The organism is Sphingomonas hylomeconis (assembly GCF_025370105.1).
Lineage (GTDB): Bacteria > Pseudomonadota > Alphaproteobacteria > Sphingomonadales > Sphingomonadaceae > Sphingomonas > Sphingomonas hylomeconis.
Genome location: NZ_JANQBK010000005.1, coordinates 21,005 through 46,615 on the forward strand (window position 1 = coordinate 21,005; position 25,611 = coordinate 46,615).

The 25,611-nt window shown below is 67.8% G+C and carries 25 protein-coding genes; 13 read left to right on the top strand and 12 right to left on the bottom strand.

The annotated features are described in order from the left end of the window. Positions 1–3 precede the first annotated feature (3 nt). Positions 4–636 (top strand): carbonic anhydrase, encoded by a 633-nt coding sequence (locus NV401_RS09065; protein ID WP_261294097.1) that lies wholly within the window; start codon positions 4–6, stop codon positions 634–636. Positions 637–669: 33 nt separating this feature from the next. Here NV401_RS09065 and NV401_RS09070 read toward each other — a convergent pair whose 3' ends face one another. The 3 genes from NV401_RS09070 to aspS form a co-directional block, all read right to left on the bottom strand. Further along, a complete protein-coding gene (locus tag NV401_RS09070; protein WP_261294098.1) occupies positions 670–1,449 on the bottom strand; it encodes a polyphosphate kinase 2 family protein in 780 nt (259 codons plus the stop codon). Continuing rightward, a complete protein-coding gene (locus NV401_RS09075; RefSeq protein WP_261294322.1) occupies positions 1,446–2,882 on the bottom strand; it encodes an APC family permease in 1,437 nt (478 codons plus the stop codon). The genes NV401_RS09070 and NV401_RS09075 overlap by 4 nt, the downstream gene beginning before the upstream one ends. Positions 2,883–3,026: 144 nt before the next feature. Beyond that, positions 3,027–4,829, bottom strand: a complete 1,803-nt coding sequence (gene aspS / locus NV401_RS09080) for an aspartate--tRNA ligase (RefSeq protein ID WP_261294099.1) — start codon at positions 4,827–4,829, stop codon at positions 3,027–3,029. Positions 4,830–5,000: 171 nt separating this feature from the next. Between aspS and rnd the strand changes: the two genes are divergently transcribed. Both rnd and NV401_RS09090 read left to right on the top strand, forming a co-directional pair. Further along, positions 5,001–6,176 carry a ribonuclease D gene (gene rnd / locus NV401_RS09085; protein WP_261294100.1) on the top strand — a complete coding sequence of 392 codons (1,176 nt, stop codon included), beginning with the start codon at positions 5,001–5,003 and terminating at the stop codon, positions 6,174–6,176. Beyond that, on the top strand, positions 6,173–6,463 hold the full coding sequence (locus tag NV401_RS09090; RefSeq protein WP_261294101.1) for an I78 family peptidase inhibitor: 291 nt from the start codon (positions 6,173–6,175) through the stop codon (positions 6,461–6,463). The genes rnd and NV401_RS09090 overlap by 4 nt, the downstream gene beginning before the upstream one ends. Positions 6,464–6,605: 142 nt before the next feature. Here NV401_RS09090 and NV401_RS09095 read toward each other — a convergent pair whose 3' ends face one another. Genes NV401_RS09095 through NV401_RS09110 form a run of 4 tightly spaced genes read right to left on the bottom strand, consistent with a single transcriptional unit; the run spans position 6,606 to position 12,200 of the window. Beyond that, complete coding sequence (locus NV401_RS09095) at positions 6,606–8,114, bottom strand: Ppx/GppA family phosphatase (RefSeq protein WP_261294102.1); 1,509 nt, start codon at positions 8,112–8,114, stop codon at positions 6,606–6,608. Positions 8,115–8,122: 8 nt separating this feature from the next. Next, positions 8,123–10,297: an RNA degradosome polyphosphate kinase gene (locus NV401_RS09100; RefSeq protein ID WP_261294103.1), complete on the bottom strand. Its 2,175-nt coding sequence runs from the start codon at positions 10,295–10,297 to the stop codon at positions 8,123–8,125. Then, the gene (locus NV401_RS09105) at positions 10,294–10,944 is read right to left on the bottom strand and encodes an HdaA/DnaA family protein (RefSeq protein WP_261294104.1); all 651 of its coding nucleotides are present in this window, start codon (positions 10,942–10,944) and stop codon (positions 10,294–10,296) included. The genes NV401_RS09100 and NV401_RS09105 overlap by 4 nt, the downstream gene beginning before the upstream one ends. Further along, complete coding sequence (locus NV401_RS09110) at positions 10,941–12,200, bottom strand: heavy-metal-associated domain-containing protein (protein WP_261294105.1); 1,260 nt, start codon at positions 12,198–12,200, stop codon at positions 10,941–10,943. Before NV401_RS09110 ends, NV401_RS09105 begins: the two co-directional genes overlap by 4 nt. 60 nt (positions 12,201–12,260) lie before the next feature. Here NV401_RS09110 and purM point away from each other — a divergent pair, with 60 nt between their 5' ends. The 4 genes from purM to NV401_RS09130 all read left to right on the top strand — a co-directional run bounded on the left by purM (position 12,261) and on the right by NV401_RS09130 (position 15,093). Beyond that, positions 12,261–13,367, top strand: coding sequence for a phosphoribosylformylglycinamidine cyclo-ligase (purM, locus tag NV401_RS09115; RefSeq protein WP_261294106.1), 1,107 nt, complete (start codon positions 12,261–12,263; stop codon positions 13,365–13,367). A gap of 156 nt (positions 13,368–13,523) precedes the next feature. Continuing rightward, positions 13,524–14,033 (top strand): phosphoribosylglycinamide formyltransferase, encoded by a 510-nt coding sequence (gene purN, locus NV401_RS09120; protein WP_261294323.1) that lies wholly within the window; start codon positions 13,524–13,526, stop codon positions 14,031–14,033. Next, positions 14,030–14,410 (top strand): MmcQ/YjbR family DNA-binding protein, encoded by a 381-nt coding sequence (locus tag NV401_RS09125; protein ID WP_261294107.1) that lies wholly within the window; start codon positions 14,030–14,032, stop codon positions 14,408–14,410. The genes purN and NV401_RS09125 overlap by 4 nt, the downstream gene beginning before the upstream one ends. After that, positions 14,407–15,093, top strand: a complete 687-nt coding sequence (locus NV401_RS09130; RefSeq protein WP_261294108.1) for a hypothetical protein — start codon at positions 14,407–14,409, stop codon at positions 15,091–15,093. Before NV401_RS09125 ends, NV401_RS09130 begins: the two co-directional genes overlap by 4 nt. A gap of 118 nt (positions 15,094–15,211) precedes the next feature. On the opposite strand, the gene NV401_RS09135 is transcribed toward NV401_RS09130, so the two are convergent. The 4 genes from NV401_RS09135 to NV401_RS09150 form a co-directional block, all read right to left on the bottom strand. Continuing rightward, on the bottom strand, positions 15,212–15,730 hold the full coding sequence (locus NV401_RS09135; protein ID WP_261294109.1) for a GNAT family N-acetyltransferase: 519 nt from the start codon (positions 15,728–15,730) through the stop codon (positions 15,212–15,214). 1 nt (position 15,731) lies between these two features. Next, positions 15,732–16,154 (bottom strand): nucleoside-diphosphate kinase, encoded by a 423-nt coding sequence (gene ndk, locus NV401_RS09140; RefSeq protein ID WP_261294110.1) that lies wholly within the window; start codon positions 16,152–16,154, stop codon positions 15,732–15,734. 74 nt (positions 16,155–16,228) lie between these two features. Further along, positions 16,229–16,669: a DNA polymerase III subunit chi gene (locus NV401_RS09145; protein ID WP_261294111.1), complete on the bottom strand. Its 441-nt coding sequence runs from the start codon at positions 16,667–16,669 to the stop codon at positions 16,229–16,231. A 147-nt stretch (positions 16,670–16,816) separates the two neighbouring features. Beyond that, the gene (locus NV401_RS09150; protein WP_261294112.1) at positions 16,817–18,289 is read right to left on the bottom strand and encodes a leucyl aminopeptidase; all 1,473 of its coding nucleotides are present in this window, start codon (positions 18,287–18,289) and stop codon (positions 16,817–16,819) included. A 161-nt stretch (positions 18,290–18,450) separates the two neighbouring features. On the opposite strand from NV401_RS09150, the gene NV401_RS09155 reads away from it, so the two are divergent. The 6 genes from NV401_RS09155 (at position 18,451) to NV401_RS09180 (ending at position 25,056) form a co-directional block, all read left to right on the top strand. Continuing rightward, positions 18,451–20,712: an LPS-assembly protein LptD gene (locus NV401_RS09155; RefSeq protein WP_261294113.1), complete on the top strand. Its 2,262-nt coding sequence runs from the start codon at positions 18,451–18,453 to the stop codon at positions 20,710–20,712. Positions 20,713–20,789: 77 nt separating this feature from the next. Further along, positions 20,790–22,145 (top strand): peptidylprolyl isomerase, encoded by a 1,356-nt coding sequence (locus NV401_RS09160; protein WP_380816816.1) that lies wholly within the window; start codon positions 20,790–20,792, stop codon positions 22,143–22,145. Positions 22,146–22,155: 10 nt separating this feature from the next. Further along, a complete protein-coding gene (gene pdxA, locus NV401_RS09165) occupies positions 22,156–23,151 on the top strand; it encodes a 4-hydroxythreonine-4-phosphate dehydrogenase PdxA (protein ID WP_261294115.1) in 996 nt (331 codons plus the stop codon). Then, positions 23,148–23,981: a 16S rRNA (adenine(1518)-N(6)/adenine(1519)-N(6))-dimethyltransferase RsmA gene (rsmA, locus tag NV401_RS09170; RefSeq protein ID WP_380816819.1), complete on the top strand. Its 834-nt coding sequence runs from the start codon at positions 23,148–23,150 to the stop codon at positions 23,979–23,981. The genes pdxA and rsmA overlap by 4 nt, the downstream gene beginning before the upstream one ends. Positions 23,982–24,009: 28 nt before the next feature. Continuing rightward, positions 24,010–24,744, top strand: coding sequence for a Crp/Fnr family transcriptional regulator (locus tag NV401_RS09175; protein ID WP_261294116.1), 735 nt, complete (start codon positions 24,010–24,012; stop codon positions 24,742–24,744). Between the two features lie 69 nt (positions 24,745–24,813). Further along, the gene (locus NV401_RS09180) at positions 24,814–25,056 is read left to right on the top strand and encodes a DUF6894 family protein (RefSeq protein WP_261294117.1); all 243 of its coding nucleotides are present in this window, start codon (positions 24,814–24,816) and stop codon (positions 25,054–25,056) included. 31 nt (positions 25,057–25,087) lie between these two features. Here the strand turns inward: NV401_RS09180 and NV401_RS09185 are convergent, their stop codons facing one another. Then, complete coding sequence (locus NV401_RS09185) at positions 25,088–25,600, bottom strand: tetratricopeptide repeat protein (RefSeq protein ID WP_261294118.1); 513 nt, start codon at positions 25,598–25,600, stop codon at positions 25,088–25,090. Positions 25,601–25,611 lie beyond the last annotated feature (11 nt).

Here is a 25,611-nt window from a genome sequence, read left to right on the forward strand (position 1 = left end):
ACGATGACAGAATATTCCGATCTGATCGCCGGCTATCAGCGCTTCCGCGCCGAGGAATACGAGCATGAGCGCGAGCGCTGGACCGAACTCGGCAAGGGGCAGAGCCCGAAGGTGATGGTCATCGCCTGTTCCGACAGCCGCGTCGATCCGACGCAGATCTTCGATTCTGGCCCGGGCGAGATGTTCGTGGTGCGCAACGTCGCCAATCTCGTGCCGCCGTTCGAGGATGGCAGCGGGCGCCACGGCGTCTCCGCCGCGCTCGAATTCGCGGTGACGCAGCTGCAGGTGACCGATATCCTGGTGATGGGGCACGGCTCGTGCGGCGGGGTTGCCGCGGCACTGTCGCAATCCTTTGCCGATCAGGCGCCGGGCGAAGGCGGCTTCATCGCGCATTGGGTCGATATCCTCGACGCGGCGCGCACGCGGATCGTCGCCGAGCACGGCACCGGGCCGGAGGCGGTCAAGCAGCTCGAACTGGAGGGGATCCGGACCTCGATCGCCAATCTGCGCACCTTCCCGTTCGTCCCCAACCGCGAAGCGGCGGGCACGCTGCGGCTGCGCGGCGCGCATTTCTCGATCGCCGACGGCGTGCTGCTGGTGATGGACGAGGACGGCGCCTTCACGCCCGCCGCGTAGCCCCGGGGCGTCATCCGCGGCGGGATGACGCCCTTACTTCGCCTTGCCCAGCGCCTTGCGCGCGACCTTTTCGATCGCCGGGTCGAGCGGCGGCGCGGTCATGTCCACCGCCGCCTCCAGCGCATCGGCGACGATCGTCAGCGCGGCGATCCGCGCCGCCTTCTTGTTGTTGCCGTCGATCGCATGCCACGGCGCCCAGCGCGTATCGGTGCGGCGGAACATCTCGGTCATGGCGTCGAGATAGGCGTCGCGCTTCTCGCGGTTGCGATAATCCTCGAGGCCGGTCTTCCAGCGCTTCCACGGATGCTCGAGCCGCGCGAGCAGGCGGGCGTCCTGCTCGGCCTGGGTGGTGTGGACGAACAGCTTGACGATCGTCGTGCCCGAATCGACCTGCTGCGCCTCGAACTCGTTGATCTCGTCATAGCCGCGGCGCCAATCGGCCTCCTTGGCATAGCCCTCGACGCGCTCGACCAGCACGCGGCCGTACCAGCTGCGATCGAACACGGCGATATTGCCGTCTGCCGGCAGCCGCTTCCAGAAGCGCCACAGGAAATGCCGCGCCAGTTCCTCCGGGTGCGGCGCCTTGATCGGCCAGACCTGATAGTTGCGCGGATCCCAGGTGGTGCACAGGCGCTGGACGATCCCGCCCTTCCCCGCCGCATCCCAGCCCTCGAGCAGCACGACGGCGCGCTTCTTGTGGACGATATGCGCGACCTGGATATGCGCCAGCCGCTCCTGCAGCGCGGCGAGCGCGTCCGAATAATCGCCGTCATATTTCGTACCGGCTTCGTAATCGGACAGGTTGATCGTCATGCCGGGGGTTCCTCGTTGTCGGGGATGTGAACGTGCCAAGCGCCGCGCCGTTTCACCACGAACCAATAATAGGCCGCCGAGCCCGCCACCTGCGCGGCGGTGGCGATCAGCCCGGGCCGCCCTTCGCCAAGATCCTGCCAGCTGTAATAGACCACGAAGCCCAGCGCGATCAGCGTGACGATCGGCGCCAGCGGATAGAGCGGCATGCGATAGGCGGCGTGCGCCGTCGCGCCGCTGCGCCGGCCGGCGATCGTCGCCACCGCGATGCCGGCATAGATTACCACCAGCCCCGAGCCGCTGAGCACCAGCAGCACCTGCAGCGGAATGAAGCAGGTGGCGATGCCGACCGCGCCGATGATCAGCGTGCCGAGCCAGGGCGAGCCGAAGCGCGGGTGGATCGCGGTCATCCAGGTATCGAGCGGGCGGCCCCAGGCCCGGTCGCGCGCGGTGCCGTAGAAGAAGCGTGCGCAAGCCAGCACCCAGGCGATGATCGCGTTGACGATGGCCAGCGCGACGCCCACCGCGATCCATTGCGCCACCGTGTCGCCGCCGCGCACCTGGACCAGCTCGCCGAACGGATTGGCACTGGCCAGCGCCGCCTTGAGATCCGGCGCGCCGACCAGGAGGGCAAGGATCGGAATCACTTCGAGCAGCAAGGTGAGCCCCAGTGCGAGCATGATCGTGCGCGTGATCTTCTGCGGCGCCTGGTGCATCTCCTCGCCGAAATAGACCGCCGCGCCATAGCCGTTGAGCGCGAAGATCGCGATCGAGGTGGCGACGCCGATCGATACCGCGCTGACCGGGCCGAGCGCGCCATCGCTGACCATCACCGGGGCGGCGAGCAGATCGCCGAGCGGCCGGACCATGTCGAGGCCGCCCAGGGCGACCACCGCGACGAGCGCGATGACCTCGAGCACGAGGAAGGCGCCGGTGACCAGCGCGTTGACGCGGATGTTGAGCAGGCCGATCAGCGCCGAGCCGGCGACCACCGCGACCGCGACCGGGATCACCGGCAGGCCGGGGACGACGATCGCCAGCACCTCGCTGATGCCGAGCCCGGCGACGGGCAGAAAGAGCAGATTGTTGAACACGTTGACGCCGAGCATCACAAAGCCGGCGAGCGGCCCGAGCGTGCGCGCCACCATGACATATTCGCCGCCGGCAACAGGCCAGGCTGAGGACAGTTCGGCATAGATATAGGCGGTGGCGACGCACACCACCGCGGCGATCGCCAGCGCCCAGATCGCGCCGGTGCCCGCCTCCTGCAGCATGCCCGGGACAATCACGAACACCGACGAGGCCGGCGTGGTGACGGACAGGGTGAGGAACAGCACGCCGAGCACGCCGAGACTGCGCACGAGCCGCGTCGGCGGCGCGGGGGTTAGCTGGTTGCTGAGCATTTCGGTCCCCCTGCCCTCACCCACTGCCGTCATCCTGAACACGGTTCAGGATCCATCGTGCCGCACGCTCGGCGCTTTGATCTCGGCGTGTACCAAGCCGCTTGATGGATCCCGGATCAAGTCCGGGATGACGGCGGTTTATGGGATTGCCGGGTCGCCTTATTCCGGTCGAACAGCCTAGCCTACCGTCTTCGCCACCACCGGCGCGACCGTCTTGAGGTTCAGTTCCTTGAGCTGCTTGGGCGTCGCGAAGTTGGGCGCGCCCATCATCAGGTCCTCGGCCTTCTGCGTCATCGGGAAGGTGATGACCTCACGGATGTTGGGCTCGTCCGCGAGCAGCATCACGATCCGGTCGACGCCCGGTGCGGAGCCGCCGTGCGGCGGGGCGCCGCACTTGAACGCGTTGATCATGCCCGCGAAGTTCGTGTCGACGTCGTCCTGCGTGTAACCGGCGATCTCGAACGCCTTGTACATGATCTCGGGCTTGTGGTTCCGGATCGCGCCCGACGACAGCTCGATCCCGTTGCAGACGATATCGTACTGGAAGGCGAGGATATCGAGCGGGTTCATCGTCTCCAATGCCTCCATCTCGCCCTGCGGCATCGAGAAGGGGTTGTGGCTGAAGTCGACCTTCTTCGCGTCCTCGTCATATTCGAACATCGGGAAATCGACGATCCAGCAGAATTCGAATGTCTTGTCGTCGATCAGCCCGAGCTGGTCGGCAACCCGCGTGCGCGCGAGCCCTGCCAGCTTCGCCGCGGACGCTTCCTTGCCCGCCGAGAAGAAGATGCCGTCGTTCGGGCCCAGACCGAGCGCCTCGGCGATCGCCTTCATGCCGTCCTGCCCGTGGTTGTTGGCGATCGGCCCGCCGAACACGCCGTCCTTCTGCGTCGCATAACCGAGACCCGGGAAGCCTTCGCTCTGCGCCCAGCTGTTCATCTCGTCGAAGAACTTGCGGCTCTTCTCATGCGTGTTGGGGGCCGCCAGCGCTCGGACGACGTCGCCGCCCTCGACCATCGACGCGAACCGCCCGAAACCCGACCCGCGGAAATGCTCGGACACGTCGGTGATGACGATCGGGTTGCGCAGGTCGGGCTTGTCGTTGCCGTACTTGAGCATCGATTCGCGGTACGGGATCCGCTTGAACGGCAGCGGCGAGACGGTGCGCCCCTTGCCCTGCCAGTCGGCGAACTGCTCGAACACGCCGTGAAGCACCGGCTCGATCGCCGCGAACACGTCGTCCTGGGTCACGAAGCTCATCTCGAAATCGAGCTGGTAGAATTCGCCCGGCGACCGGTCGGCGCGCGCATCCTCGTCGCGGAAGCACGGTGCGATCTGGAAATAGCGGTCGAACCCGGCGACCATCAGCAGCTGCTTGAACATCTGCGGTGCCTGCGGCAGCGCGTAGAACTTGCCCGGATGGACGCGGCTCGGCACGAGATAGTCGCGCGCGCCCTCGGGGCTGCTCGCGGTCAGGATCGGCGTCTGAAACTCGGTGAAGCCCTGACCGATCATGCGCTGGCGCAGCGACGAAATGACGTTCGAGCGCAGCATGATGTTGGCGTGCAGCCGCTCGCGGCGCAGATCGAGGAAGCGATAGCGCAGGCGGGTCTCTTCCGGATATTCGTTCTCGCCGAACACCGGCATCGGCAGCTCCTGCGCCGACGACTGCACCACCACGTCGCGCGCGCGGATCTCGACTTCGCCCGAGGGCAGATTGGCGTTCACCGTCTCGGGCGAGCGGGCGATGACGTCGCCGGTGATCGTGACGACCGATTCCGCGCGCAACTTGTCGAGCACGGCGTGCGTCGGGCTGTCGCTGTCGGTGACGATCTGGGTGATGCCGTAATGATCGCGCAGATCGACGAACAGCAGATTGCCGTGATCGCGCTTGCGATGGATCCAGCCGGACAGCTTGACCGAGGTGCCGACATCGGCGGCGCGGAGCTGGGCGCAAGTGTGCGTGCGATAGGCGTGCATGTTTCTCTCTACCTTCGTCATCCCAGCGCAAGCTGGGATCTCGTGCCGCAAGGGCGCGCATGGCAACCGGAGATTCCAGCTTGCGCTGGGATGACGGTCAAATTGATGTCGCCGCGCTTCCCTTTCCCACCGCCCTTTGTCAAGCCGCGCAGGCCCCGCTATGGCACGCCCATGCATATCCATCCGCTCATCACCGACAGTGCGACTCTCGCCAATCTGTGCACCCGTCTGGCGCAGGCCGACTTCGTCTGCGTCGATACCGAATTCATGCGCGAGAACACGTTCTGGCCGGAACTCTGCCTGATCCAGATCGCCGATGTGAACGAGGCGGCGGCGATCGATCCGATGGCGCCGGGGCTGGACATGAAGCCGCTGCTCGATCTGATGACCGAAAATCACGACGTGCTGAAGGTCTTCCATGCCGGCGGGCAGGATCTCGAGATCATCTACAATCTCACCGGCAAGACGCCCTTTCCGTTGTTCGACACGCAGGTCGCGGCGATGGCGCTCGGGCAAGGCGAGCAGATCGGCTATTCCAACCTGGTCGACGCCTATCTTGGCATCGTCGTCGACAAGGGCGCGCGCTTCACCGATTGGAGCCGCCGCCCGCTCGACGCGCGGCAGATCGAATATGCCATCGGCGACGTCACGCATCTGGCGGAAATCTTTCCCAAGATGCTCGCCAAGCTGCGCAAGACCGGCCGCGGCGCTTGGCTCGATCAGGAAATGGAGCGGATCGGCGATCCGGCCAATTATGCCAACGATCCCGAGGAAGCGTGGAAGCGCATCCGCGTGCCCGGGCGCAAGCCCGATCTGCTCGGCCGGCTGAAGGCGCTAGCGCGCTGGCGCGAGATCGAGGCGCGGCAGAAGGACATTCCGCGCGGTCGCATCGTCAAGGACGAGACGATCGCCGACATCGCCGGCCATCCGCCGCGCAAGCAGGGCGATCTCGCCAAGGTCCGCGGTCTCTCCGCCAGCTGGGCGAACAACGATATCGGCGCGCGCATGATGGCGGCGCTGGAGAATGCCGTGCCGATGGGCGCGGATGAGATGCCGCAGCGCGACGATCGCAAGCCCGGGCTGGGCAAGGATGGCGCGCTGGTCGCCGATCTGCTCAAGCTGCTGCTCAAGATCCGCTCGAAGGAGATCGACGTCGCCGCGCGGCTGCTGGCGCGGAGCGAGGATCTCGAAGCGCTGGCCGCCGGCACGCGCGGCGACCTGCCGATCCTGACCGGCTGGCGGTTCGAACAGTTCGGCCGCGACGCGCTCGATCTGGTCGAGGGCCGGCTGGCCTTCGCCGTGGTCGGCGGCAAGCTCAAGATGACCCGTACAGAGGATGTTACATGAAAATCGTTTTTGCCGCTCCCGCTTTGGTGCTCGCGCTGGCCGCCTGCACGCAGGAACGCCCTGCCCCGCTGCCCGGCCCGGTCGGCGTGTGTCAGGCGGCGCCCGCGCAGCGCTTCGTCGGGCAGCAGGCGACGCCGGCGCTGGTCGCCAAGGTGCAGCGCGTCTCGGGCGCGCGCAGCGCCCGGCGGATCACGCCGAACATGCGCGTGACGATGGAATTCAACGAGAGCCGCGTGAATGTGTGGGTCGGGCTGAAGGGTGAGGCCGAGCGGATCAGCTGCGGGTAAAGTTCTGCTCCTCGTGCCCATTCCGTCATCCCGGACTTGATCCGGGATCCATCAGGCGGCTTGGTACACGCGCAATATCGGAGCGCCGAGCGTGCGGCACGATGGATCCCGGATCAAGTCCGGGATGACGGCTGTGTTGGTGTCAGCCCGCCACCACCGCCGTGCGCCCCACGGCATTGGCCAGCGCGGCATGCCGCCGCTCGACCGCGTCGCCGTACAGCGCGCGGTCGGCGTCGGTGAGGTGCAGCGTCACCGTTGCCGCATCCTCGCTCATCCGTGAGCGCTGCAGCGGCCCGGCCAGGCCGCCGCTCAGCCGCTGGCCAAGCCGCATGGCCAAGCCCCAACTCACCGCGCGCTTGAGATCCTCGGCCGGCGCCAGCATCGCCAGCGGGGCCGGCGTGTTGGTGCCGCCGCCCAGGCTGGTGAACAGCGCCTGCGCGACCAGCGCCCGGCCGCGCGCGTCGATCGCCACCCAATTGCCGTGCAGCGCGACCTCGACGCCGCGTTCGGCGCGGAATTCGGGATTGGCGCGCCAGCCGACATCGGCCAGCTGGCAGGTGGCATGGCGCAGCCGCGCCATCTCGGTATCGTCATTGCCGAACAGCGGCGCGATCCAGCGATCGAGCAGGTCGCCATGTTCGGGGAAGCGGCCGTGGCGGCGGCCTTCGTCACGCGTGGCCACGATCAGCGGATCCTCGGCCTGGACCGCGGGATCGAGCGCGCCGTAGAGCAGCCCCTCGCGCAGGCCGAACGCCGAGACGATCGTGCGATCGCTGCCGATATGCTTGAGCAGCGCCTGCAGCAGCGCCGCGCTGTCGCCCAGCGTCGCGGCGCGGCCCGAGGACAGGCCGGGCACGGCGCGCAGCCATTGCTTGTTCACGTGCGCGATCGTCCGCCCCATGCGGGTGATCGAGTCGGCCGGCATGGCATATTGATGGATCACCGGCAGCGGATAGCTGCACAGATGCATGTCGAGCCGCCCGAGCGCGCGCCACGAGCCGCCGACCAGATAGAGTGGCAGGCCCGCGCCGCGCCCGAGCCAGCCGGCATCGCCGAGCGCCTTGTGCACCTGCCGTTCGAGCGCGCCGGCGCCCTTCGCGCGCACCGCGCCGATGCGCAGCACCCCGAGCGGAAAAGAGACGCGCTCGCGCAACGCGCCGCGCTCGATGCGCACCAGTTCGAGGCTGCCGCCGCCGAGATCGCCGACGATGCCGTCCGCCTGCGGGATGCCGGAAAGCACGCCGTGCCCCGCCGCCATCGCTTCCTGCTCGCCCGACAGCGTCTCGACGTCGAGCCCGAGCCGCCGCACCGTCTCCAGCAGCGCCGCGCCGTTCGAGGCATCGCGTACCGCCGCGGTCGCCACGGTGCGCAGCCGTGTCACGTCCATCTCGCGCGCCACCGCGGCGAACCGCGCCAGCGCCTGCTCCGCCATGTCGAGCGCGCCCTGCGAGATCGCGCCGTCCTGCGCCAGGCCGCGCCCGAGCCCGGCCATGACCTTTTCGTTGAACAGCACGGAGGGGATGCGCTCGGGGCCCTGATAGACGACCAGGCGGATCGAATTCGACCCGATATCGATGATCCCGGTACGCGGTTCGCTTATCCGCCCGTCATGGCCGGGCTCGGTACGCGTTTTACTGAACAATGAAGTCATGATCTGTGTCAGCGTCCACGCCTGAGCGACAATTTGGGCACCGACTTGCCCTTGAGCGCCGCGCCGCGCCCGGACAGCGACGGATTGGTCATGAAATAGCGGTGCAGGTTGAACGGCCGGTCGCCCGGCGTCTCGCGCACATAGGAGCCGTCGGACGTCAGATCCCAGCTCTGCTCGTTGTCGATCAGATTGGCGACCATCACCTGATCGAGGATCTGGTCGTGCACCGTGGGATTGAGGATCGGCAGCATATATTCGACGCGGCGATCGAGATTGCGCGGCATCCAGTCGGCCGAGGAGATGAACAATTTGGCATCGTCGTTGGGGAGCGCCTTGCCGTTGCCGAACGCCCAGATGCGGCTGTGCTCGAGGAAGCGGCCGATCACCGATTTGACGCGGATATGCTCGGACAGGCCGGGCACGCCGGGGCGCAGGCAGCAGATGCCGCGGATGATCAGGTCGATCTCGACGCCGGCCGCGCTCGCCTCGTACAATTTCTCGATCATCGCCGGATCGACCAGCGAATTCATCTTGGCCCAGATCGCCGCCGGCTTGCCGGCCTTGGCATTGGCGATCTCGCCATCGACCAGATCGACCAGCTTGGGGCGCAGATCGCGCGGGCTCAGGCTGACCAGCGCCATATTGTCCGGTTCGACATAGCCGGTGATGTAATTGAACATCTGCGCGGCATCCTGCCCGATGCGCGGATCGGCGGTGAAGAAGCTCAGATCGGTATAGATCTTGGCGGTAATCGGGTGATAATTGCCGGTGCCGAAATGGCAGTAGGTGCGGTATTGCCCGGCCTCGCGGCGCACCACCATCGAGATCTTGGCGTGCGTCTTCCACTCCATGAAGCCGTAGACGACCTGCACCCCGGCACGCTCCAGCGCGCTCGCCCAGATGATGTTCTGCTCCTCGTCGAACCGCGCCTTCAGCTCGACCACCGCGGTCACCGACTTGCCCGATTCCGCCGCCGCGATCAGCGCGTTGATCACCGCCGGCTGCTTGCCGGCGCGGTACAGGGTCTGCTTGATCGCCACCACGTCGGGATCGGCGGCCGCTTGCTTGAGGAAGGCGAGCACCACGTCGAACGTCTCGTACGGGTGGTGGACGACGATGTCCTTGGCCTTGATCGCGGCGAAGCAATCGCCGCCGAATTCGCGAATCCGCTCGGGAAAGCGCGGCGAGAAGGCGGTGAATTTGAGGTCGGGGCGGTCCTCGTCGACGATCGCGTCGAGATCGCCGACGCCCAGGAACGCCCCGCTTTCGGTGACGAAGGCGTGACCGCCCAGTTCGTCGCGCAGCGCCTCGCCCAGCGCCGGCGGCATGCCGCTTTCCAGCTCGAGCCGGATCACGCGCCCGCGGCGGCGGCGCTTGATCGCATTGGCGAAGTAGCGGACCAGATCCTCCGCCTCGTCGTCGATCTCCAGATCGCTGTCGCGCAGCACGCGGAATTCGGCCCCGCCGAGCACCTCGTAACCGGGGAAGATCAGCGGCGCAAAGCGCTTGACCAGCGACTCGACGGCAACGAAGCGTGCGCGCTCGCCCGGCACGCGGACGAAGCGCGGCATCTGGCTCGGCAGCATGATCAGCTCGCGGATCGGCTCCTGATCCGACAGGCGGACGAGATCGAACATCACCGCCAGCCCCTTGTTCGACATGAACGGGAACGGGTGCGCCGGATCGAGCGCCTGGGGGGTGAGGATCGGGAAGATCTGTTCGAGGAACTGGTTCTGCAGCCAGTCGACCTCCTCCTCGGTGAGGAAATCGTCGATCGTGCGCGAGCCCAGGATGTCGATCCCCTGGTCGCTGAGCTGGCGCCGCAGATCGCGCCACACCGAGCGCTGGCTCTCGATCAGCTCGTCCGCTTCCGCCACGATCGCGGCGAGCTGCTGGCCCGAGGTCATGCCGTCGGCCGAGCGGCGATCGACGTCCTGGACCAGCTGGCCCTTCAGGCCGGCAACGCGCACCATGAAGAATTCATCGAGGTTCGAGCCCGAGATCGACAGGAAGCGGACGCGCTCGAGCAGCGGATGCGCCTCGTTGCACGCTTCCTCCAGCACGCGGCGGTTGAACGCCAGCCAGGAGAGCTCGCGGTTGAAATAGCGATCGCCGCTTTCCTCCGCGGCGAACTGATCATCATCGTCCTGAACGAGGCGCGCGATATGGGCGGGGCGGGTCATGGAACCTCGAATGGCAATGTGGGCGCCCGATCGACGATCAGGCTCGCCTCGGTCAATGTGGCCTTGGCCAGCGGGATCGACAAGCGCTTGCGCCGTTCGAGCACCGCCTGGTCGAGCACGTCGACCGCGCGGAGCAGCGCGATATGGCTGCGCTCGACCCGCGTCAGCAGCCACTGGATCAGGTCCGGGCGCGCATCGAGCCCGCGCCGGAGGAACAGCCGTTCGAACAGGGCCTGCATCAAGGCGTCATCCGGCGCGCCGATCTGCGCGATCGGGCTGGCGGCGAGGCGCGAACGCAGATCGGGAAGCTTGACGGCCCATGTCGGCGGGGCATGGTCAGCCACGATGACAAGCGGATGACGCTCCTCCTGCGCGCGGTTCCAGGCATGGAACAGCGTCGTCTCCGGCTGGCGCTCGGCATCGTCGATGATCGTGCCGCCGCTCTTGGCGGCGAAGATCCGCGCCAGCAGGCTGCGGCCCGACTTGCGCGGACCGGTCAGCACCACGGTCATTACCGGCCAGGACGCCCAATGCTCCAATTGCTGCACGGCGCGCGCATTGGAGTCACTGACCAGGAATTCGTCGTCGCGGGGATCGGCGGGCCATTCGAACGGCAGCGCGATCTGCCCTGTGGGGCCGGCGCTCATCCGCTTGTCGCATTGTCCGCCGGCGCCGGCGCAGGCGGCGGCGGTGCCACTGCGCGACGGATGCGCAGCGTGTTGCCCGCGCCCTGGACGGTCCAGCCGCGCGCCTCGAGCGCCGCCTGCAACGTCGCCGGATCGCCATCGAAGCTCACGCGCATGACGGAGACGCCACCGAGCGCGAGGCTGCTGGTCATCGCCGAGCGCACGCCGGGAATGCCGCGCAGCGCCGCCTCGCCCGACGATACCGCGCCGACGCCCGGCGTGTCGTACTGGATGTTTACCGCGATCGTCGCGGCGGTGGGCGCGGCCGTGGCGGGATCGACGGGCAGGTCAGCGACCGGCGCCTCGACCACCGTTCCCGGCGGTGGTGGCGGCACATAGGACAGGCCGGGATCGGTGTTGAGCAGCCCGCCGCGCAGCGCTGCCTGGTACGATTCGTCGATCCGCTTGACCCCGGCATCGAGCAAGGCGGGCAGCCCGTCGCCCGTGTTGACGCGCAGGGTGAACTTGCTGACCAGCCGGTTGTCGGGCCCGTGCCGCGCCTCGAACGCGCCGATCACCGGGCCGCCCGGCCATTGCCGATACAGCCGCACCACCGGCACGAGCACGTCGAGCGCGCCATATTGATCGAGGATCGTGCGCCACCAGGTGCGCCCCGGGCGCCCGATCTGGCCGAGATTGAGCAGCAGCGAATCCGGCCCGGAGCCGGCCGGGCGGACATAATCGACCACGCTGTTGCCGGTGCGGTAGCGCGTCCACGCCTCGGCCCAGTCGGTGCGCTTCTCGAATATCTGGCCGGTGCCGCCCGAATATTGCAGCGGCAGCACGAGCATCGGCGACGAGCGCAGCGACTGGCCGGCGACGCCGAGCAAGGATCCGGCGCGGCCGCGATTGAACAGCACGCCCAGTCTCGCGACATAACGGTTCGGCCCGATCTGTTCGTTCTCGACGACGATGCCCGAGACCATCGCATCGAGCGTGCCATCGGAAAGACCGCCGCCGCCGCCGCCGAGCCGCTGCGACAGCATCACCCAGCCCTTGCGCTGCGCCAGCCGCCAGCCGGCCTCGCGCGCCTGGATCGCAGTCTTGCCGGTGACATCCACCTCGACGCCGCTGACTTCGTAGCTGCCCGAGGCATCGCCCATCGAATAGCCCTGCGGGCCACCGTCATCGTCCTGCGCGAGCAGCACGCCGCTGCCGGTGGCGAGCAACAAGGCGAGCGCGATCTTGAGACGCGTCTTGGGGGTTCGGGCTGACATCGCGGCCCTTTTGGCGAAGCAGGCGTGGAAATCCAAGCGCGTTATGGCTAGGGGCGGCATATGAGCGATGATCCCCGACAGAATAGTCCCTACACCTATGCCCAGGCGGGCGTCTCGATCGCCGCCGGCAATGCGCTGGTCCGCGCGATCGGCCCGCTGGCCAAATCAACCCGGCGCAAGGGCGCGGACGCCGATCTCGGCGGGTTCGGCGGCTTCTTCGATCTCAAGGCGGCAGGGTTCGTCGATCCGCTGCTGGTCGCGGCGAACGACGGCGTCGGCACCAAGCTGAAGCTGGCGATCGATTACAACGCGCATGACGGGGTCGGCATCGATCTGGTCGCGATGTGCGTCAACGACCTGATCGTGCAGGGCGCCGAGCCCCTGTTCTTCCTCGATTATTATGCCACTGCGAAGCTCGACTCTGCGGTCGCCGAGCGCGTCATCGCCTCGATCGCCGAGGGCTGCCTGCAGGCCGGCTGTGCGCTGATCGGCGGCGAGACGGCGGAAATGCCCGGCATGTATGCCGAGGGCGATTACGATCTCGCCGGCTTCTGCGTCGGCGCGGTCGAGCGCGACCGCGTGCTCACCGGCCGCGAGATCGCGCCGGGCGACGTGATCCTGGGGCTCGCTTCGTCGGGCGTGCATTCCAACGGCTTCTCGCTGGTCCGCCGGCTCGCCGCGGACAAGGGCTGGAAGCTCGATCGCCCGTCGCTGTTCGACCAGGACGTGCGGCTGATCGACGCGCTCATGGCGCCGACCCGGATTTACGTGAAGAGCCTGCTGCCGCTGCTCGCCGAACGCCGCATCAAGGGGCTGGCGCATATCACCGGCGGCGGTCTGCTCGAAAATGTGCCGCGCGTGCTACCCGATGGCGTCCACGCGCGGATCGACGCCGACGCCTGGCCGCAGCCGCGGCTGATGGCGTTCCTGCAGGCGCAGGGCGCGATCGAGCCCGAGGAAATGGCGCGTACGTTCAATTGCGGGATCGGCATGGCGGTGGTCGTCGCGGCGGACGAGGTCGAGGGCGTCACCGCAGCGCTCGCGGCGGCGGGCGAATCGGTGGCGACGATCGGCACGATCGAGGCCGGCGACAAGGGCTGCACCGTCACCGGCTCGACCGAGACCTGGGGCGCGCGCGCCGACTGGACCGCGACGCATCATGGCTGAGCGCGCCCAATCCCCCTCCCGCTTGCGGGAGGGGTTAGGGGAGGGCCTGCCGTTGATCGGTGCGCTTTCCGGACATGCCCTCCCCCAGCCCCTCCCGCAGGCGGGAGGGGAGACGTGAAGAAGATCGGCATCCTCCTCTCCGGTCGGGGCTCCAACATGATGGCGCTCGCCGCCGCTGCCGGCGATTCCTACGAGATCGCGCTCGTCGCCTCCGACAAGCCGGCCGCGCCCGGCCTGGCCTGGGCTGCCGAACAGGGCATCCCGACCTTCGCCCATTCCCCCCGGGGCATTCCCAAGGCCGAGTACGAAGCTCAGATCGATGCCGCGCTGCGCGCCGCCGACGTCGAGATCATCGCGCTGGCCGGCTATATGCGGCTGCTGTCCGACGATTTCGTCGCGCGGTGGCGCGGCCGCATCCTCAACATCCACCCGTCGCTACTACCCAAATACAAGGGGCTGGATACGCATGCGCGCGCGATCGCCGCGGGCGATGCGGTGGCCGGCTGCTCGGTGCACATCGTCACCGAGGAACTCGATGGCGGCAGGATATTGGGCCAGGCCGAAGTGCCGATCCTGCCCGGCGACACGCCGGACACGCTGGCCGAGCGCGTGCTCGGCGCCGAGCATCGCCTTTACCCGCAAGTTCTGGCAGCATTCGTCGCATGACAGACTCCCCTGCCCCCGCCGCCGCGCTCGAGCGCATCCGCAGCGTCGCGCTCGCGCTGCCCGAGACGAGCGAAAAGCTGTCGCACGGCCACCCGACCTTCTTCGTCGCCGACAAGCAGTTCGCCCAGTTTCGCGACGATCACCACGGTGACGGGCTGACCGTCGTATGCGTCAAGACCGGCGGCAGTGACGAGCAGGCGATGCTGATCGAAGCCAATCCCGATTTCTACGGGCTTCCCGCCTATCTCGGCCCGTCCGGCTGGGTGTCGCTCGATCTCACCGGCGATGACCTCGACTGGTCGCTGGTCGAGGATCGCATCGCGCGCAGCTGGGAACTCGCCGCGCCGCGCCGCCTGCTCGAGGCGGGCGGGCGATGAGCGTCGATCCGCCGCGCGTGCCGCAGATCCCGGTCGACCCGCTGGTGCCGCCGCCGCCGTCCAACGCGGCTGCCGCGCCGGAGACCGTCGCGCAGGCGGTCGATCGTGCCGAGGCCGCCGCGACGCGGCGCCGCTGGGTGACGCTGGCCGAACTGGTCGGCGTTGCCGGCGTGGTGATCGCCGCGTTCGGCCTGTGGCTGACCTGGTCCGACCGGCGCGCCGACGACCAGGCCAAGCGCGCCGAACAGGCGAGCGAGCGCAAGGTGCGCACGCTGGTGATGCTCAAGGCGAGCGTGGATGGCGACGACCTGACGCTGACCGATCCGGCGCACGACGTGCAGACGATCGATATCCGCTTTCCCAAGGCGCTGGGCGTGGCGGCGCAGACCGACGCCGATCCGAAGATCGCCGCCGGCTGGGTGTCCGCGCCGATGCTGAAGCTGACCGATGGCGGACCCGACACGCAGAGCGGGCGGCTGCCGGTGCTGATCACCGCCAGCTATTGGGATGCCGATGTCGAGCGCCACGATGCCGCGATCTACGACGTGTCGTGGAAGACCGACGGCCGCTTCATGCAGGGCCGCGCGTTTCGCCTTGAGGGGCTGAAGCTGAAGGAGCGGACGGCGTCTGTCGCGCGGCTGGAGGCGATCTGGACGCGGCAGAAGCCGAAGGCAGCCAAGTAACCCGTTCCGTCATCCTGAACTTGGTTCAGGATCCATCGCGCCGCATAAATACCGGCCGATTGGTTTGCGGCACGATGGATCCTGAATCGAGTTCAGGATGACGGTGTTGCAAGTGAGCCTACAAATCCCGCGCGTAGATCGGATCGTCGTGCGTCTCGCTGCCGACGGTGAATTGCCGGGTGCCGATCACCACGAAGCCGTGCCGCTCGTAAAAGGCGTGCGCGCGGAAATTCTGGTCCCATACGCCGAGCAGCATGCGCGTGCGGCCGAGCCGGCGGGCATCCGCAAAGGCCTGGGTGAGCAGATCGGCGCCAATGCCCGAGCCATAGGTCTGGCGCAGCGTGTAGATCCGCCGCAGCTCGATATCGCCGGGCTCAGGCGCAATCGGGAAATCGGGCGCGGTGAGCACGGTATAGCCGACCGGCGCGCCGCCCGGCAGCAGCTCGGCCAGCGTGACCACCGACGCCGGGTCGCCCGTCCACTGCGCGAACGCCTCGGCGCGGTTATGCTTCAGGCAATGCGCGACGAGATCCGCGCCGTCCAGCGACGGCGCATAGGTATCGAGGAAGCAGGCATTGGCGACGAGCGACAGGCGATCGGCGTCATCCGCCCCGGCCTGTCGCACGCGCCAGTCCATATCAGCCGACGATTTCTTCGGGCTTGAAGAAATAGGCGATCTCGATCTCGGCATTCTCGTCCGAATCCGAACCGTGCACGGTGTTCGCCTCGATCGATTCGGCCAGTTCCTTGCGGATCGTGCCGGGCTCGGCATTCTCGGGGTTGGTCGCGCCCATGATGTCGCGGTTACGCTGCATCGCATTCTCGCCCTCGAGCACCTGCACGACAACCGGGCCGGAGATCATGAAGCTGACGAGCTCGCCGAAGAACGGGCGCTCCTTGTGGACCGCGTAGAAGCCCTCGGCCTGTTCGCGGGTCATCTGGATGCGCTTCGAGGCGACGACGCGCAGGCCGGCTTCTTCCAGCATCTTGGTGACGGCGCCGGTGATGTTGCGACGCGTCGCGTCGGGCTTGATGATGGAGAATGTGCGGTTCGCGGCCATGACCGTGAAGCTCCTTGAAGATGGTGATGAAATGAAGTCGCGGTTCCCTAATCGGGCAAGCGCGGCGATGCAAGTTAGGCCGCTTTTTCCCAGCGGCCATTGTCGTTCTGCTTCCAGTAGCGCCGCTCGACGCCGTCGCGCTCGGCCAACGCCTTCCAGGCGGCGCGCGCCTCGATGATCCGCTCGCTATCGAAGAAATGGAACGCGCGCTCGAAGCCCAGCGCCGCCTCGCGCCACACGCCGTCGACCAACGCGATATGCCGGGCGCCGTTGACCGGATCGGGCGCGTCGCTGAGCAGGATCGGCTGGCCGGCATCGTTGCCTGCGCCGGCCAGCCCGTGGGGCATGAAGCTTTCCGGCGCATAGCTCCACAACAGGCGGTCGAGCGCCTGGCGCTGGCCGGCGCTCTCCGCGACGATCAGCAGCCGCGCGCCGCTCGACAGCACCTTGTCCGCGATCTGCGGCAGCGCACGGTCGAGCGGCGTGGTGGTGAGGTGGTAGAAATCGACCTGCATTGCGTACCTTGTATCGCCGCTACACCACCAACTTCCGTCATGCTGATCTTAATTCAACATCCGTCGTGCCTCGCGTCCGATCGTTCAAGAGGCACGATGGATCCTGACTTTCGTCAGGATGACGGTGGTGGGGGAGCCGCGCCTCGCTTACGCCTCGAAATTGTCCGCCACGAAGCGGTCGAGCAGGCGCACGCCATAGCCGGTCGCGCCCTTGTCGTAATTCGGCCCGGCCTTGTCCGACCAGACCATGCCGGCGATGTCGAGATGCGCCCATTTCACGCCGCTATCCACGAAGCGCTGGATGAACTGCGCCGCGGTGATCGATCCGGCGCCGCGCGGGCCGACATTCTTCATGTCGGCGATCGGCGAATCGATCAGCTTGTTGTATGTGTCGGAGAGCGGGAAGCGCCACAATTTGTCGCGCGTCGCGAGCCCGGCCTGGAGCAGCTGATCGGCCAGCGCATCGTCATTGGCAAACAGGCCACCATGTTCGTTGCCGAGCGCGACGATCATCGCGCCGGTCAGCGTCGCCAGATCGACGATCGTCTTGGGGCGATGCGTGCGCTGCACCCAGGTGACGCAGTCGCACAGCACCAGCCGGCCTTCGGCATCGGTGTTGAGCACTTCGATCGTCTGGCCGGACATGCTGGTCAGCACGTCGCCCGGGCGGATCGCATTGCCGTCGGGCATGTTCTCGACCAGCCCGCACACGCCGATCACGTTTGCCTTCGCCTTGCGTGCCGCCAGCGCCTTCATCGCGCCGACCACCGCGCCCGCGCCGCCCATGTCCCACTTCATGTCTTCCATGCCGGCCGCACCCTTGATCGAGATGCCGCCGGTATCGAAGGTCACGCCCTTGCCGACCAACGCGATGGCGGGATCGCCCGCCCCTGCCCCGCTCCATTTGAGCGCCAGCAGCCGTGCTTCCCGCGCAGAGCCCTGGCTGACACCGAGCAGCGAGCCCATGCCGAGTTCGCCCATCGCGGCTTCGTCGAGCACGGTGACCTCGAGGCCGAGGCCCTCGATCTCGGCCAGCACCTTGGCGACGAACGTCTCGGGATAGATGATGTTGGCGGGCTCGGCGACCAATGTGCGGGTCAGCTCCATGCCGGCGGTGACCGCCTTCTGGTATTCCCAGGCCGCGTCGCTGCCCGCTGGCGCGTTGACGATCAGGATCTCGTTCAGCGTCGGCTTCGATTTCTCCGGCAGCTTGGTGCGATAGACGTCATGCCGCCAGGCGCGCTGCGCCGCCGCCGCGGCGAACAGCGCCGCCGCCTTGGCGCTGACGCCGGCGCCCGCCAGATCGACGGTGACGGTGGTCACGCCGGAGGTCAGCAGCTTGGCGGTCAGCGCGCCGCCCGCTTTCTCCCATGCCGCATCGCTGCCGTCGCCGGTGCCGAGCAGCAGCACCTGGCGCACGCCCTCGCCCGACGCGACGAACGCCTCGACGATCGCGCCGACATCGCCTGCGAAGCGGCCGCCGCGGGCCGCGCCGAGCAGGACGCGCTTCGCCGCGGGGTCGAGCCCGGCCAGCGGGCTGCGTTCCAGCGCGTCCTTGTCGATCGGCAGGGCAAGCGTGGCGCTGGCATCGGCGGGCGCGGTGGAGAAGACGATCTGCATGGCAATCCTTGGAGCTGCTTGAGAAATGACGACTCGGCACCCTCTAGGCCAGCCGCAAAGCGCTGGCAAAGCCATGCGCGAGATTGCGGCGCGCGGACGGTGGTGCGATAGGGCGCTTAATCGTGCGCCATCCCGGCGTGCCTGGGGGTGTGTTTCCCACCGTGAAGCGTTCCGATCTGTTCTCCACGTGCGCGCTCCCGCTCGCCCTGTTCGCCGCCGGAACCGCCCGGGCGCAGGATCTCCAGTCGCGCCCGGTCGAGCCGCCGCCGCCGCCGGCGAGCGTTGCTGCGCCGGCCGCGCCGAACGGCGAGGATCAGGTCGAGTTCGCCGCCGGCGAGCTGCAATATGACAATGATTCCGATGTCGTGACGGCGATCGGCGACGTGCGCATGTATCGCAGCGGCGATCGGCTGCGCGCCGACAAGGTGGTGTGGAACCGCAAGACCGGCAAGGTCGTCGCCACCGGCCAGATCGCGGTGACCAATCCCGGCGGCGACACCGCCTATGGCGATTCGATCGAGCTGACCGATTCGCTGAAGGACGGCGTGGTCGACAATATGCTCGTCGTGCTCGAGCGCGGCGGTCGGCTGGCGGCACGGCGCGGCACGCGGTCGCTCAACGAGACGGTGACGCTCGACGACGCCGCCTATACGCCGTGCACCGTGACCAATTCGGCCGGCTGCCCGAAGGAGCCCTCGTGGAAGATCACCGCGGTGCGCGTGGTCTATCGCCCCGAACGTGGCCGGATCTTCTACAGCGGCGCCAAGATCACGCTGTTCGGCCTGCCGAGCCTGCCGCTGCCCGCCTTCTCGCATCCGGTGGGCGGCAACAGCCAGGGCGCCAACGGGCTGCTGACGCCGGACCTGAAATACAACCGCACCAACGGGCTGGAATATGCCCAGCCCTATTTCTTCAACCTGGCGCCGAACCGCAGCCTGATCGTCACGCCGCACGTCTTCACCGGTGTGCTGCCGATGCTGCAGGTGGATTACAGCGCGCTGAGCGCCAAGGGCGCGTTCAAGCTGCGCGGCTATGCCACCTATGGCCGGCGCGCCGAGGATCTGAACACCGCCAACCCGCTCGGCACCGAGACCGCGTTCCGCGGCTATATCGACGGCGTCGCGCGCTTCCAGTTCGATCAGAACTGGAGCGCCAGCGCCTCGGTGCGCCTGGCCACCGATCGCACCTTCCTGCGCCGTTACGACATTTCCTATGACGATCGCCTGCGCTCGACCGCGAGCCTGGAGCGGATCGACGCCAACAGCTATTTCGCGCTGACCGGCTGGGCGGTGCAGACCGTGCGCGTTAACGACCCGCAGGGGCTGCAGCCGATCGCCTTTCCCGAGCTCGATTACCGCCGCCGGCTCGACGACGGGCTGCTCGGCGGCAAGATCCAGCTGCAGGTCAACACGCTCGCGCTGACCCGCACCGACGGGCAGGACACGCAGCGCGCCTTCGCCAGCGCGCGCTGGGATCTGCGCAAGCTGACCCGCTGGGGCCAGGAAGTGACCTTCACCGCCTATGGCCGGGCCGACGCCTATCATGCCAACGATACGCTCTCGACCGCGGTCGCCAGCTATAGCGGCACCGAGGGCTATCACGGCCGGCTGGTCGGCGCGCTGGCGGTCGACGTGAAATGGCCGCTGATCGGCGAACTGTTCGGCGGGACGCAGCGGCTGACGCCGCGGGTGCAGATCGTCGCCTCGCCCAAGGTCGAGAATCTCGATATCCCGAACGAGGATGCCCGCGCGGTCGATCTCGAGGATTCGAACCTGTTCGCGCTCAATCGCTTCGCCGGCTACGACCGGGTCGAGGATGCCACGCGCTTCACCTATGGCGCCGATTGGGCGCTCGATCTGCCCGGCGTGGCGATCGCCACCAATATCGGGCAGAGCTATCGCCTCGGATCGCGCCCGGTGATCTTCCCGCAGGGCACCGGCCTCGACGACCGCTTTTCCGATTTCGTCGGCCGCACCGATATCCGGATCCGCGATTTCGTGACCTTCACGCACCGCTATCGGCTCGACAAGGATGATCTGGCGATCCGCCGCAACGAGATCGACGCGACGATCGGCACGCGCGGCACCTATGCCTTGCTCGGCTATCTGCGGCTCAACCGCGATATCACCGGCACGGCGGAGGATCTCGCCGATCGCGAGGAAGCCCGCATCGCCGGGCGCGTGCAGTTCGCCCGCTTCTGGTCGGTGTTCGGCTCGGCGGTGGTCGATCTCACCGATCGCAACGAGGATGCGCTGTCCGTTTCGGATGGTTTCGATCCGGTGCGGCACCGGCTCGGTGTGGCTTATGAAGACGATTGCCTGAAGCTGGGCTTTACCTGGCGCCACGATTATCAGAGCACCGGCGACGCGCGGAGTGGCAACGGCTTCTCGTTGAGCCTTTCCTTCAAGAATCTCGGCCGCTAAGCTTGCATTCACCTGCTCCGCTACAAAGCCTGGCCAGCATTGGCGCGACGACGCTTCATGGGATTAAGAACAACGTGATGATTTCGATGACGAAGGCTACCCGTATCGGTCGCGTGATGACGCTGTGCGCCGGTATCGCCGTCGCGACGGCAGCCGTGGCGCAGACCGTGGGGGATGAGGCGGTGCCCGATATCGGGCTCAACATCCCCGACAACATGCAGGTGTTCGGCAAGGTCGATCCCAACGTGCGCAAGCCGACCGCGATCGTCAACGACACCGTCATCACCGGCACCGATGTCGACCAGCGCGTGGCGCTGATCATGGCCGCCAACCCCCTGAAGATCAGCGACGAGGACAAGATCCGGCTGCGCACGCAGGTGCTCAACCAGCTGATCGACGAAGCGCTGCAGATCCAGGAGGCCAAGGCCAACGACATCACGATCCCGGCGGCGCAGATCAATTCGAGCTTCAACAGCGTGGCCAAGAACTTCCAGCAGACGCCGGAACAGTTCCGCACCTATCTGCGCAAGGCCGGTTCGTCGGAGCGCTCGATGAAGCGCCAGATCGAGGGCGAACTGGCGTGGAGCGGCTTCCTGCGCCGCAAGGTCGAGCCGAACGTCAATGTCGGCGAGGAAGAGGTCCAGTCGATCCTCAAGCGGCTCGAGGCGAGCAAGGGCACCGAGGAATATCGCGTCAACGAAATCTATCTCTCGGCCACGCCCGAGCGCGCCGAGCAGGTGTTCGCCAGCATGCGGCAGATGATCGAGAAGATCCAGAAGGGCGAGGCGCCGTTCGGCTATTTCGCGCGCAACTTCTCCGAAGCCTCGACCAAGGCGGTCGATGGCGATCTCGGCTGGGTGCGCACCGCGCAGCTGCCGGAATCGCTGGCCAAGGCGGCGACGACGATGGAAGCCGGGCAGATCGCCGGCCCGATCGAGGTGCCGGGCGGCTTCTCGCTGCTCTATCTGGTCGACAAGCGGCAGGTGCTGACCGCCGATCCGCGCGACGCGCGGCTTGCGCTCAAGCAGATGACGGTGAGCTTCCCCGCCGGCACGACGCAGGCCCAGGCCACCGCGCGGGTCAGCGCGTTCGCGACTGCGATCAAGGAACTCAAGGGCTGCGGCGACGTCGCCAAGGTCGCCGGGACGCTCGGCGCCGATGTCGTCGATCGCGATTCGATCCTGATCCGCGATCTGCCGCCGGCGCTGCAGCAGATCGTGCTGCGCCTGCAGATCGGCGAGGCGACCCCGCCGTTCGGCTCGGCGCAGGATGGCGTGCGGGCGCTGGTGGTGTGCGGCCGCGACGAGCCGCGCAACGGCGAACTGCCGCGGGCCGATCAGCTGCAGGGCCAGATCGAGCAGCAGCGCGTCAATCTGCGCGCGCAGCAGATGCTGCGCGATCTGCGCCGCGACGCGATCGTCGAATATCGCTGAGGCCGGGGCGATGACCGCTCCCCTCGCGGTCTCGATGGGCGATCCCGCCGGCATCGGGCCGGAAGTGATCGCCAAGGCTTGGGCCGCGCGCGTCGCTGAGCGCCTGCCGCTGTTCTTTGCGGTCGGCGACGCGCGCGCGATCGCTGCCGTGTGGGACGGGCCGGTCGCCGAAATCGGCGATCCCGGCCAGGCCGCCGCGGCGTTCGCCACCGCGCTGCCGGTGCTCAATGTCGAGGATGGCGGGCAGATCAATCCCGGTATCGCCGATGTCGATGGCGCGCGCTGTGCGCTGCATTCGCTCGAGCTCGCCGCCGGGCTGGCGCGGTCCGATGCGGTCAGCGCGCTGGTCACCGGGCCGGTGTCCAAGGCGCAGCTCTATCAGATCGGCTTTTCCTATCCCGGCCAGACCGAATTCATCGCCGAACGCTGCGGCATCGCGCGCGACAATGCGGTGATGATGCTCGCCGGGCCGACGTTGCGCGTCGTGCCGATCACCACGCATGTCCCGCTGGCGGCCGTCTCCGGGCTGCTGACGATCGATCTGATCCTGTCCAAGGCGCGCGTCACGGCGCGCGGGCTGCAGCGCAATTTCGGCATCGAACGGCCGCGCCTGGCCTTTGCCGGGTTCAACCCGCATGCCGGCGAGCATGGCGCGCTGGGCCGCGAGGAGATCGATCTCCTGATGCCGGCGATCGCGCTGCTGCAGGACGAGGGGATCGACGCCACCGGGCCGTTCGCCGCCGACACGATGTTCCACGATCGCGCGCGCAGCACCTATGATGCGGCCCTGTGCTGCTATCACGATCAGGCGCTGGTGCCGCTCAAGACGCTGCATTTCGACGATGGCGTGAACATCACGCTGGGCCTGCCGATCGTCCGCACCTCGCCCGATCACGGCACCGCGTTCGGCATCGCCGGCACAAACAGCGCGCATCCCGGCGCGATGATCGCGGCGATCCACATGGCCGGCGACGCCACCGCACGCCGCGCCGCGGCGGGATCGTGAGCATCGATCTGCCGCCGCTGCGCGAGGTGATCGCGCGGCACGGGCTCAATGCGAGCAAGGCGCTGGGGCAGAATTTCTTGCTCGACCAGCAATTGCTCGCGCGCATCGCGCGGATCCCGGGCGATTTGCACGATGCCGAGGTGTTCGAGGTCGGCCCCGGCCCCGGCGGGCTGACCCGCGCGCTGCTGCAGGCCGGCGCGCGCGTCACCGCGGTCGAGCGCGACCGCCGCTGCATTCCGGCGCTGACCGAACTGGGCGAGGCCTTTCCTGGCCGGCTGCGCGTGATCGAGGGCGATGCGCTGGAGCTCGACACCGCCGCGCTGTTCGAGGGCAAGCCGCATATCGTCTCCAACCTGCCCTATAATATCGGCACCGCGTTGCTGGTCCGCTGGCTGTCCGCCGACTGGCTGCCCTGGTGGCAGAGCCTGACGCTGATGTTCCAGAAGGAAGTCGCCGATCGCATCGTCGCCGGCACCAACGACGATGCCTATGGCCGCCTCGCCGTGCTGGCGCAGTGGCGCTCTTCCGCCCGGCTGGCCATGCCGGTGCATCGCTCGGCCTTCACCCCGCCGCCCAAGGTGATGTCGGCAGTGGTCCATATCGCCCCCACCGCCGCGCCCGAGGGTGTCGATTTCGCGACACTCGAACGGCTCACGGCGGCCGCGTTCGGGCAGCGGCGCAAGATGCTGCGGCAGAGCGTCAAAGGCCTGCCCGGCGCGCTGGCCGCGCTGGAGGCGGTCGGCATCGACGCCACGCGCCGCGCCGAGACGGTCAGCGTGGCCGAGTTCGCCGCCACCGCGCGCGCGATGACCGCGCCTGCTATTGGATAGGCCACCCAATTCATTGTAGGGCGCCTGCATGACTGACGCTCGACATGCCCTGTCCCTCTGGCTCGACCGACTGACGCTGCGCTCGACACTGAGCGACGCGGAGCGCCACGCGATCCTGGCCCTGCCGGGGGAGCTCGAAACGATCCGGCCCAATCGTGATTTCGTGCGGCTCGGCGAGCGGGTCGATCGCGCCTGCCTGATCGTCTCGGGCCTGGCCGGCCGCTTCGGGCAGACGCGCGACGGCGAGCGGCAGATGACCGCGCTGCACATCCCCGGCGACATGGCCGATCTGCATTCGGTCATGCTGCCCAATGCCGCGACCGCGTTGCAGAGCGTCGGCGAGACGGTGATCTACCGCGTCCCGCATGCCGAGATCCACCGGCTCGCCGGCCAGTCGCTGACACTGGCCGAAGCATTCTGGCGCGATTGCATGGTCGATGCCGCGGTGCTCTCGCAATGGGCGCTGGTCAATGCGCGGCTCTCCGCCAAGGGGCGGGTCGCGCACCTTTTGTGCGAGATGGCCTGCCGCTTCGGCCGGGGCCAGTGCCCGGACGGCGGCGTGATCGGCTGGCCGCTGACCCAGACCACGCTCGGCGATACGACCGGCCTCACCCCGGTCCATGTCAACCGCACGCTGCGGGCGCTGCGCGAGGCGCGCGCCGCGCGGATCGTCGACAAGCAATTGCATGTCCTCGACTGGAAGCTGTTGTCCGCGATCGCCGAGTTCGATCCGCGCTATCTGGTGCTCGAGAAAGTCGACTGAGCGGGCAGTTTATTGGCCTGATCTCGATAAAGTCCCGAAACTTCGCACGGTTTCGAACGCTCGCGTTGCATGGCGCGCTACTTCTTCCATCTGCACGAGCGCGGCACGATCACCGTCGACGAGGAAGGGCGCGTCTTTGCGACGCTGGCGGCAGCCTATGCCGCCGCGATCCGCGATGCGCGCGCGATCATGTGCGATCAGCTTGGTGAGGGTAAGCTGTGCCTGGCCTGCCTGATCGAGATCGTCGACGATACTGGGGCGTGCGTGGCGCGCGTGCCGTTCGGTGATGCGGTCGACGTGACCGGCGCGTGACCCGTCGCGCCGCCGCCCACGGCGGCTGGGGTCACTCCTTGGCGGTCGGAACCTTGTCGGGCACCTTGGTCGCCGCGGCGGTCTGCACCGGTGGGCCCTTGGCGATCGCCGCCGCCAGGCTCGCGCTCTCGGGGCAGGCGGCCTTGGCGCAGAGGGTGCGGATCTTGACCAGATTGCCCTTGGCCTGCGCGACCGCGCCCTTGGCGACCAGCGCCTCGCCCTGGCCGAGCAAGGCCAGGCGGTCGTTCGGTTCGAGCATCAGCGCTTCGCGGTACAGGCGGATCGCCTTGCCCGGCAGGCCGCGCTTCTGCGCGACATCGCCGAGCACGATATAGGCCGGCCGGTTACGCGGATCGACCGCCAGCGCGGTTTCCAGCAGATCGGTCGCGCCATCGAGATTGCCCGCCGCCTGCGCCGCGCGGCCCTGCGCGAGCAGCGCCAGCGAGCGCGGGTCGATCTGATCGTCCGGGCGCTGCCCGTGCAGCGACGTCGACACCGTCAGCAAAGTCAGCGCGGCGGCGGCGGCGACGGACGAATAACGCATGATGCTCTCCA

Coding starts and splice junctions, on each gene's coding strand:
- NV401_RS09075 (WP_261294322.1), bottom strand. CDS start 2,882: ATGACGGCAGTGGGTGAGGGCAGGGGGACCGAAATGCTCAGCAACCAG.
- NV401_RS09150 (WP_261294112.1), bottom strand. CDS start 18,289: ATGCAGATCGTCTTCTCCACCGCGCCCGCCGATGCCAGCGCCACGCTT.
- NV401_RS09185 (WP_261294118.1), bottom strand. CDS start 25,600: ATGCGTTATTCGTCCGTCGCCGCCGCCGCCGCGCTGACTTTGCTGACG.
- NV401_RS09110 (WP_261294105.1), bottom strand. CDS start 12,200: ATGTCAGCCCGAACCCCCAAGACGCGTCTCAAGATCGCGCTCGCCTTG.
- purM (WP_261294106.1), top strand. CDS start 12,261: ATGAGCGATGATCCCCGACAGAATAGTCCCTACACCTATGCCCAGGCG.
- NV401_RS09065 (WP_261294097.1), top strand. CDS start 4: ATGACAGAATATTCCGATCTGATCGCCGGCTATCAGCGCTTCCGCGCC.
- rnd (WP_261294100.1), top strand. CDS start 5,001: ATGCATATCCATCCGCTCATCACCGACAGTGCGACTCTCGCCAATCTG.
- NV401_RS09105 (WP_261294104.1), bottom strand. CDS start 10,944: ATGAGCGCCGGCCCCACAGGGCAGATCGCGCTGCCGTTCGAATGGCCC.
- NV401_RS09125 (WP_261294107.1), top strand. CDS start 14,030: ATGACAGACTCCCCTGCCCCCGCCGCCGCGCTCGAGCGCATCCGCAGC.
- NV401_RS09145 (WP_261294111.1), bottom strand. CDS start 16,669: ATGCAGGTCGATTTCTACCACCTCACCACCACGCCGCTCGACCGTGCG.
- NV401_RS09135 (WP_261294109.1), bottom strand. CDS start 15,730: ATGGACTGGCGCGTGCGACAGGCCGGGGCGGATGACGCCGATCGCCTG.
- NV401_RS09130 (WP_261294108.1), top strand. CDS start 14,407: ATGAGCGTCGATCCGCCGCGCGTGCCGCAGATCCCGGTCGACCCGCTG.
- NV401_RS09100 (WP_261294103.1), bottom strand. CDS start 10,297: ATGACCCGCCCCGCCCATATCGCGCGCCTCGTTCAGGACGATGATGAT.
- NV401_RS09180 (WP_261294117.1), top strand. CDS start 24,814: ATGGCGCGCTACTTCTTCCATCTGCACGAGCGCGGCACGATCACCGTC.
- NV401_RS09090 (WP_261294101.1), top strand. CDS start 6,173: ATGAAAATCGTTTTTGCCGCTCCCGCTTTGGTGCTCGCGCTGGCCGCC.
- aspS (WP_261294099.1), bottom strand. CDS start 4,829: ATGCACGCCTATCGCACGCACACTTGCGCCCAGCTCCGCGCCGCCGAT.
- ndk (WP_261294110.1), bottom strand. CDS start 16,154: ATGGCCGCGAACCGCACATTCTCCATCATCAAGCCCGACGCGACGCGT.
- NV401_RS09175 (WP_261294116.1), top strand. CDS start 24,010: ATGACTGACGCTCGACATGCCCTGTCCCTCTGGCTCGACCGACTGACG.
- purN (WP_261294323.1), top strand. CDS start 13,524: ATGATGGCGCTCGCCGCCGCTGCCGGCGATTCCTACGAGATCGCGCTC.
- pdxA (WP_261294115.1), top strand. CDS start 22,156: ATGACCGCTCCCCTCGCGGTCTCGATGGGCGATCCCGCCGGCATCGGG.
- NV401_RS09070 (WP_261294098.1), bottom strand. CDS start 1,449: ATGACGATCAACCTGTCCGATTACGAAGCCGGTACGAAATATGACGGC.
- NV401_RS09095 (WP_261294102.1), bottom strand. CDS start 8,114: ATGACTTCATTGTTCAGTAAAACGCGTACCGAGCCCGGCCATGACGGG.
- NV401_RS09160 (WP_380816816.1), top strand. CDS start 20,790: ATGATTTCGATGACGAAGGCTACCCGTATCGGTCGCGTGATGACGCTG.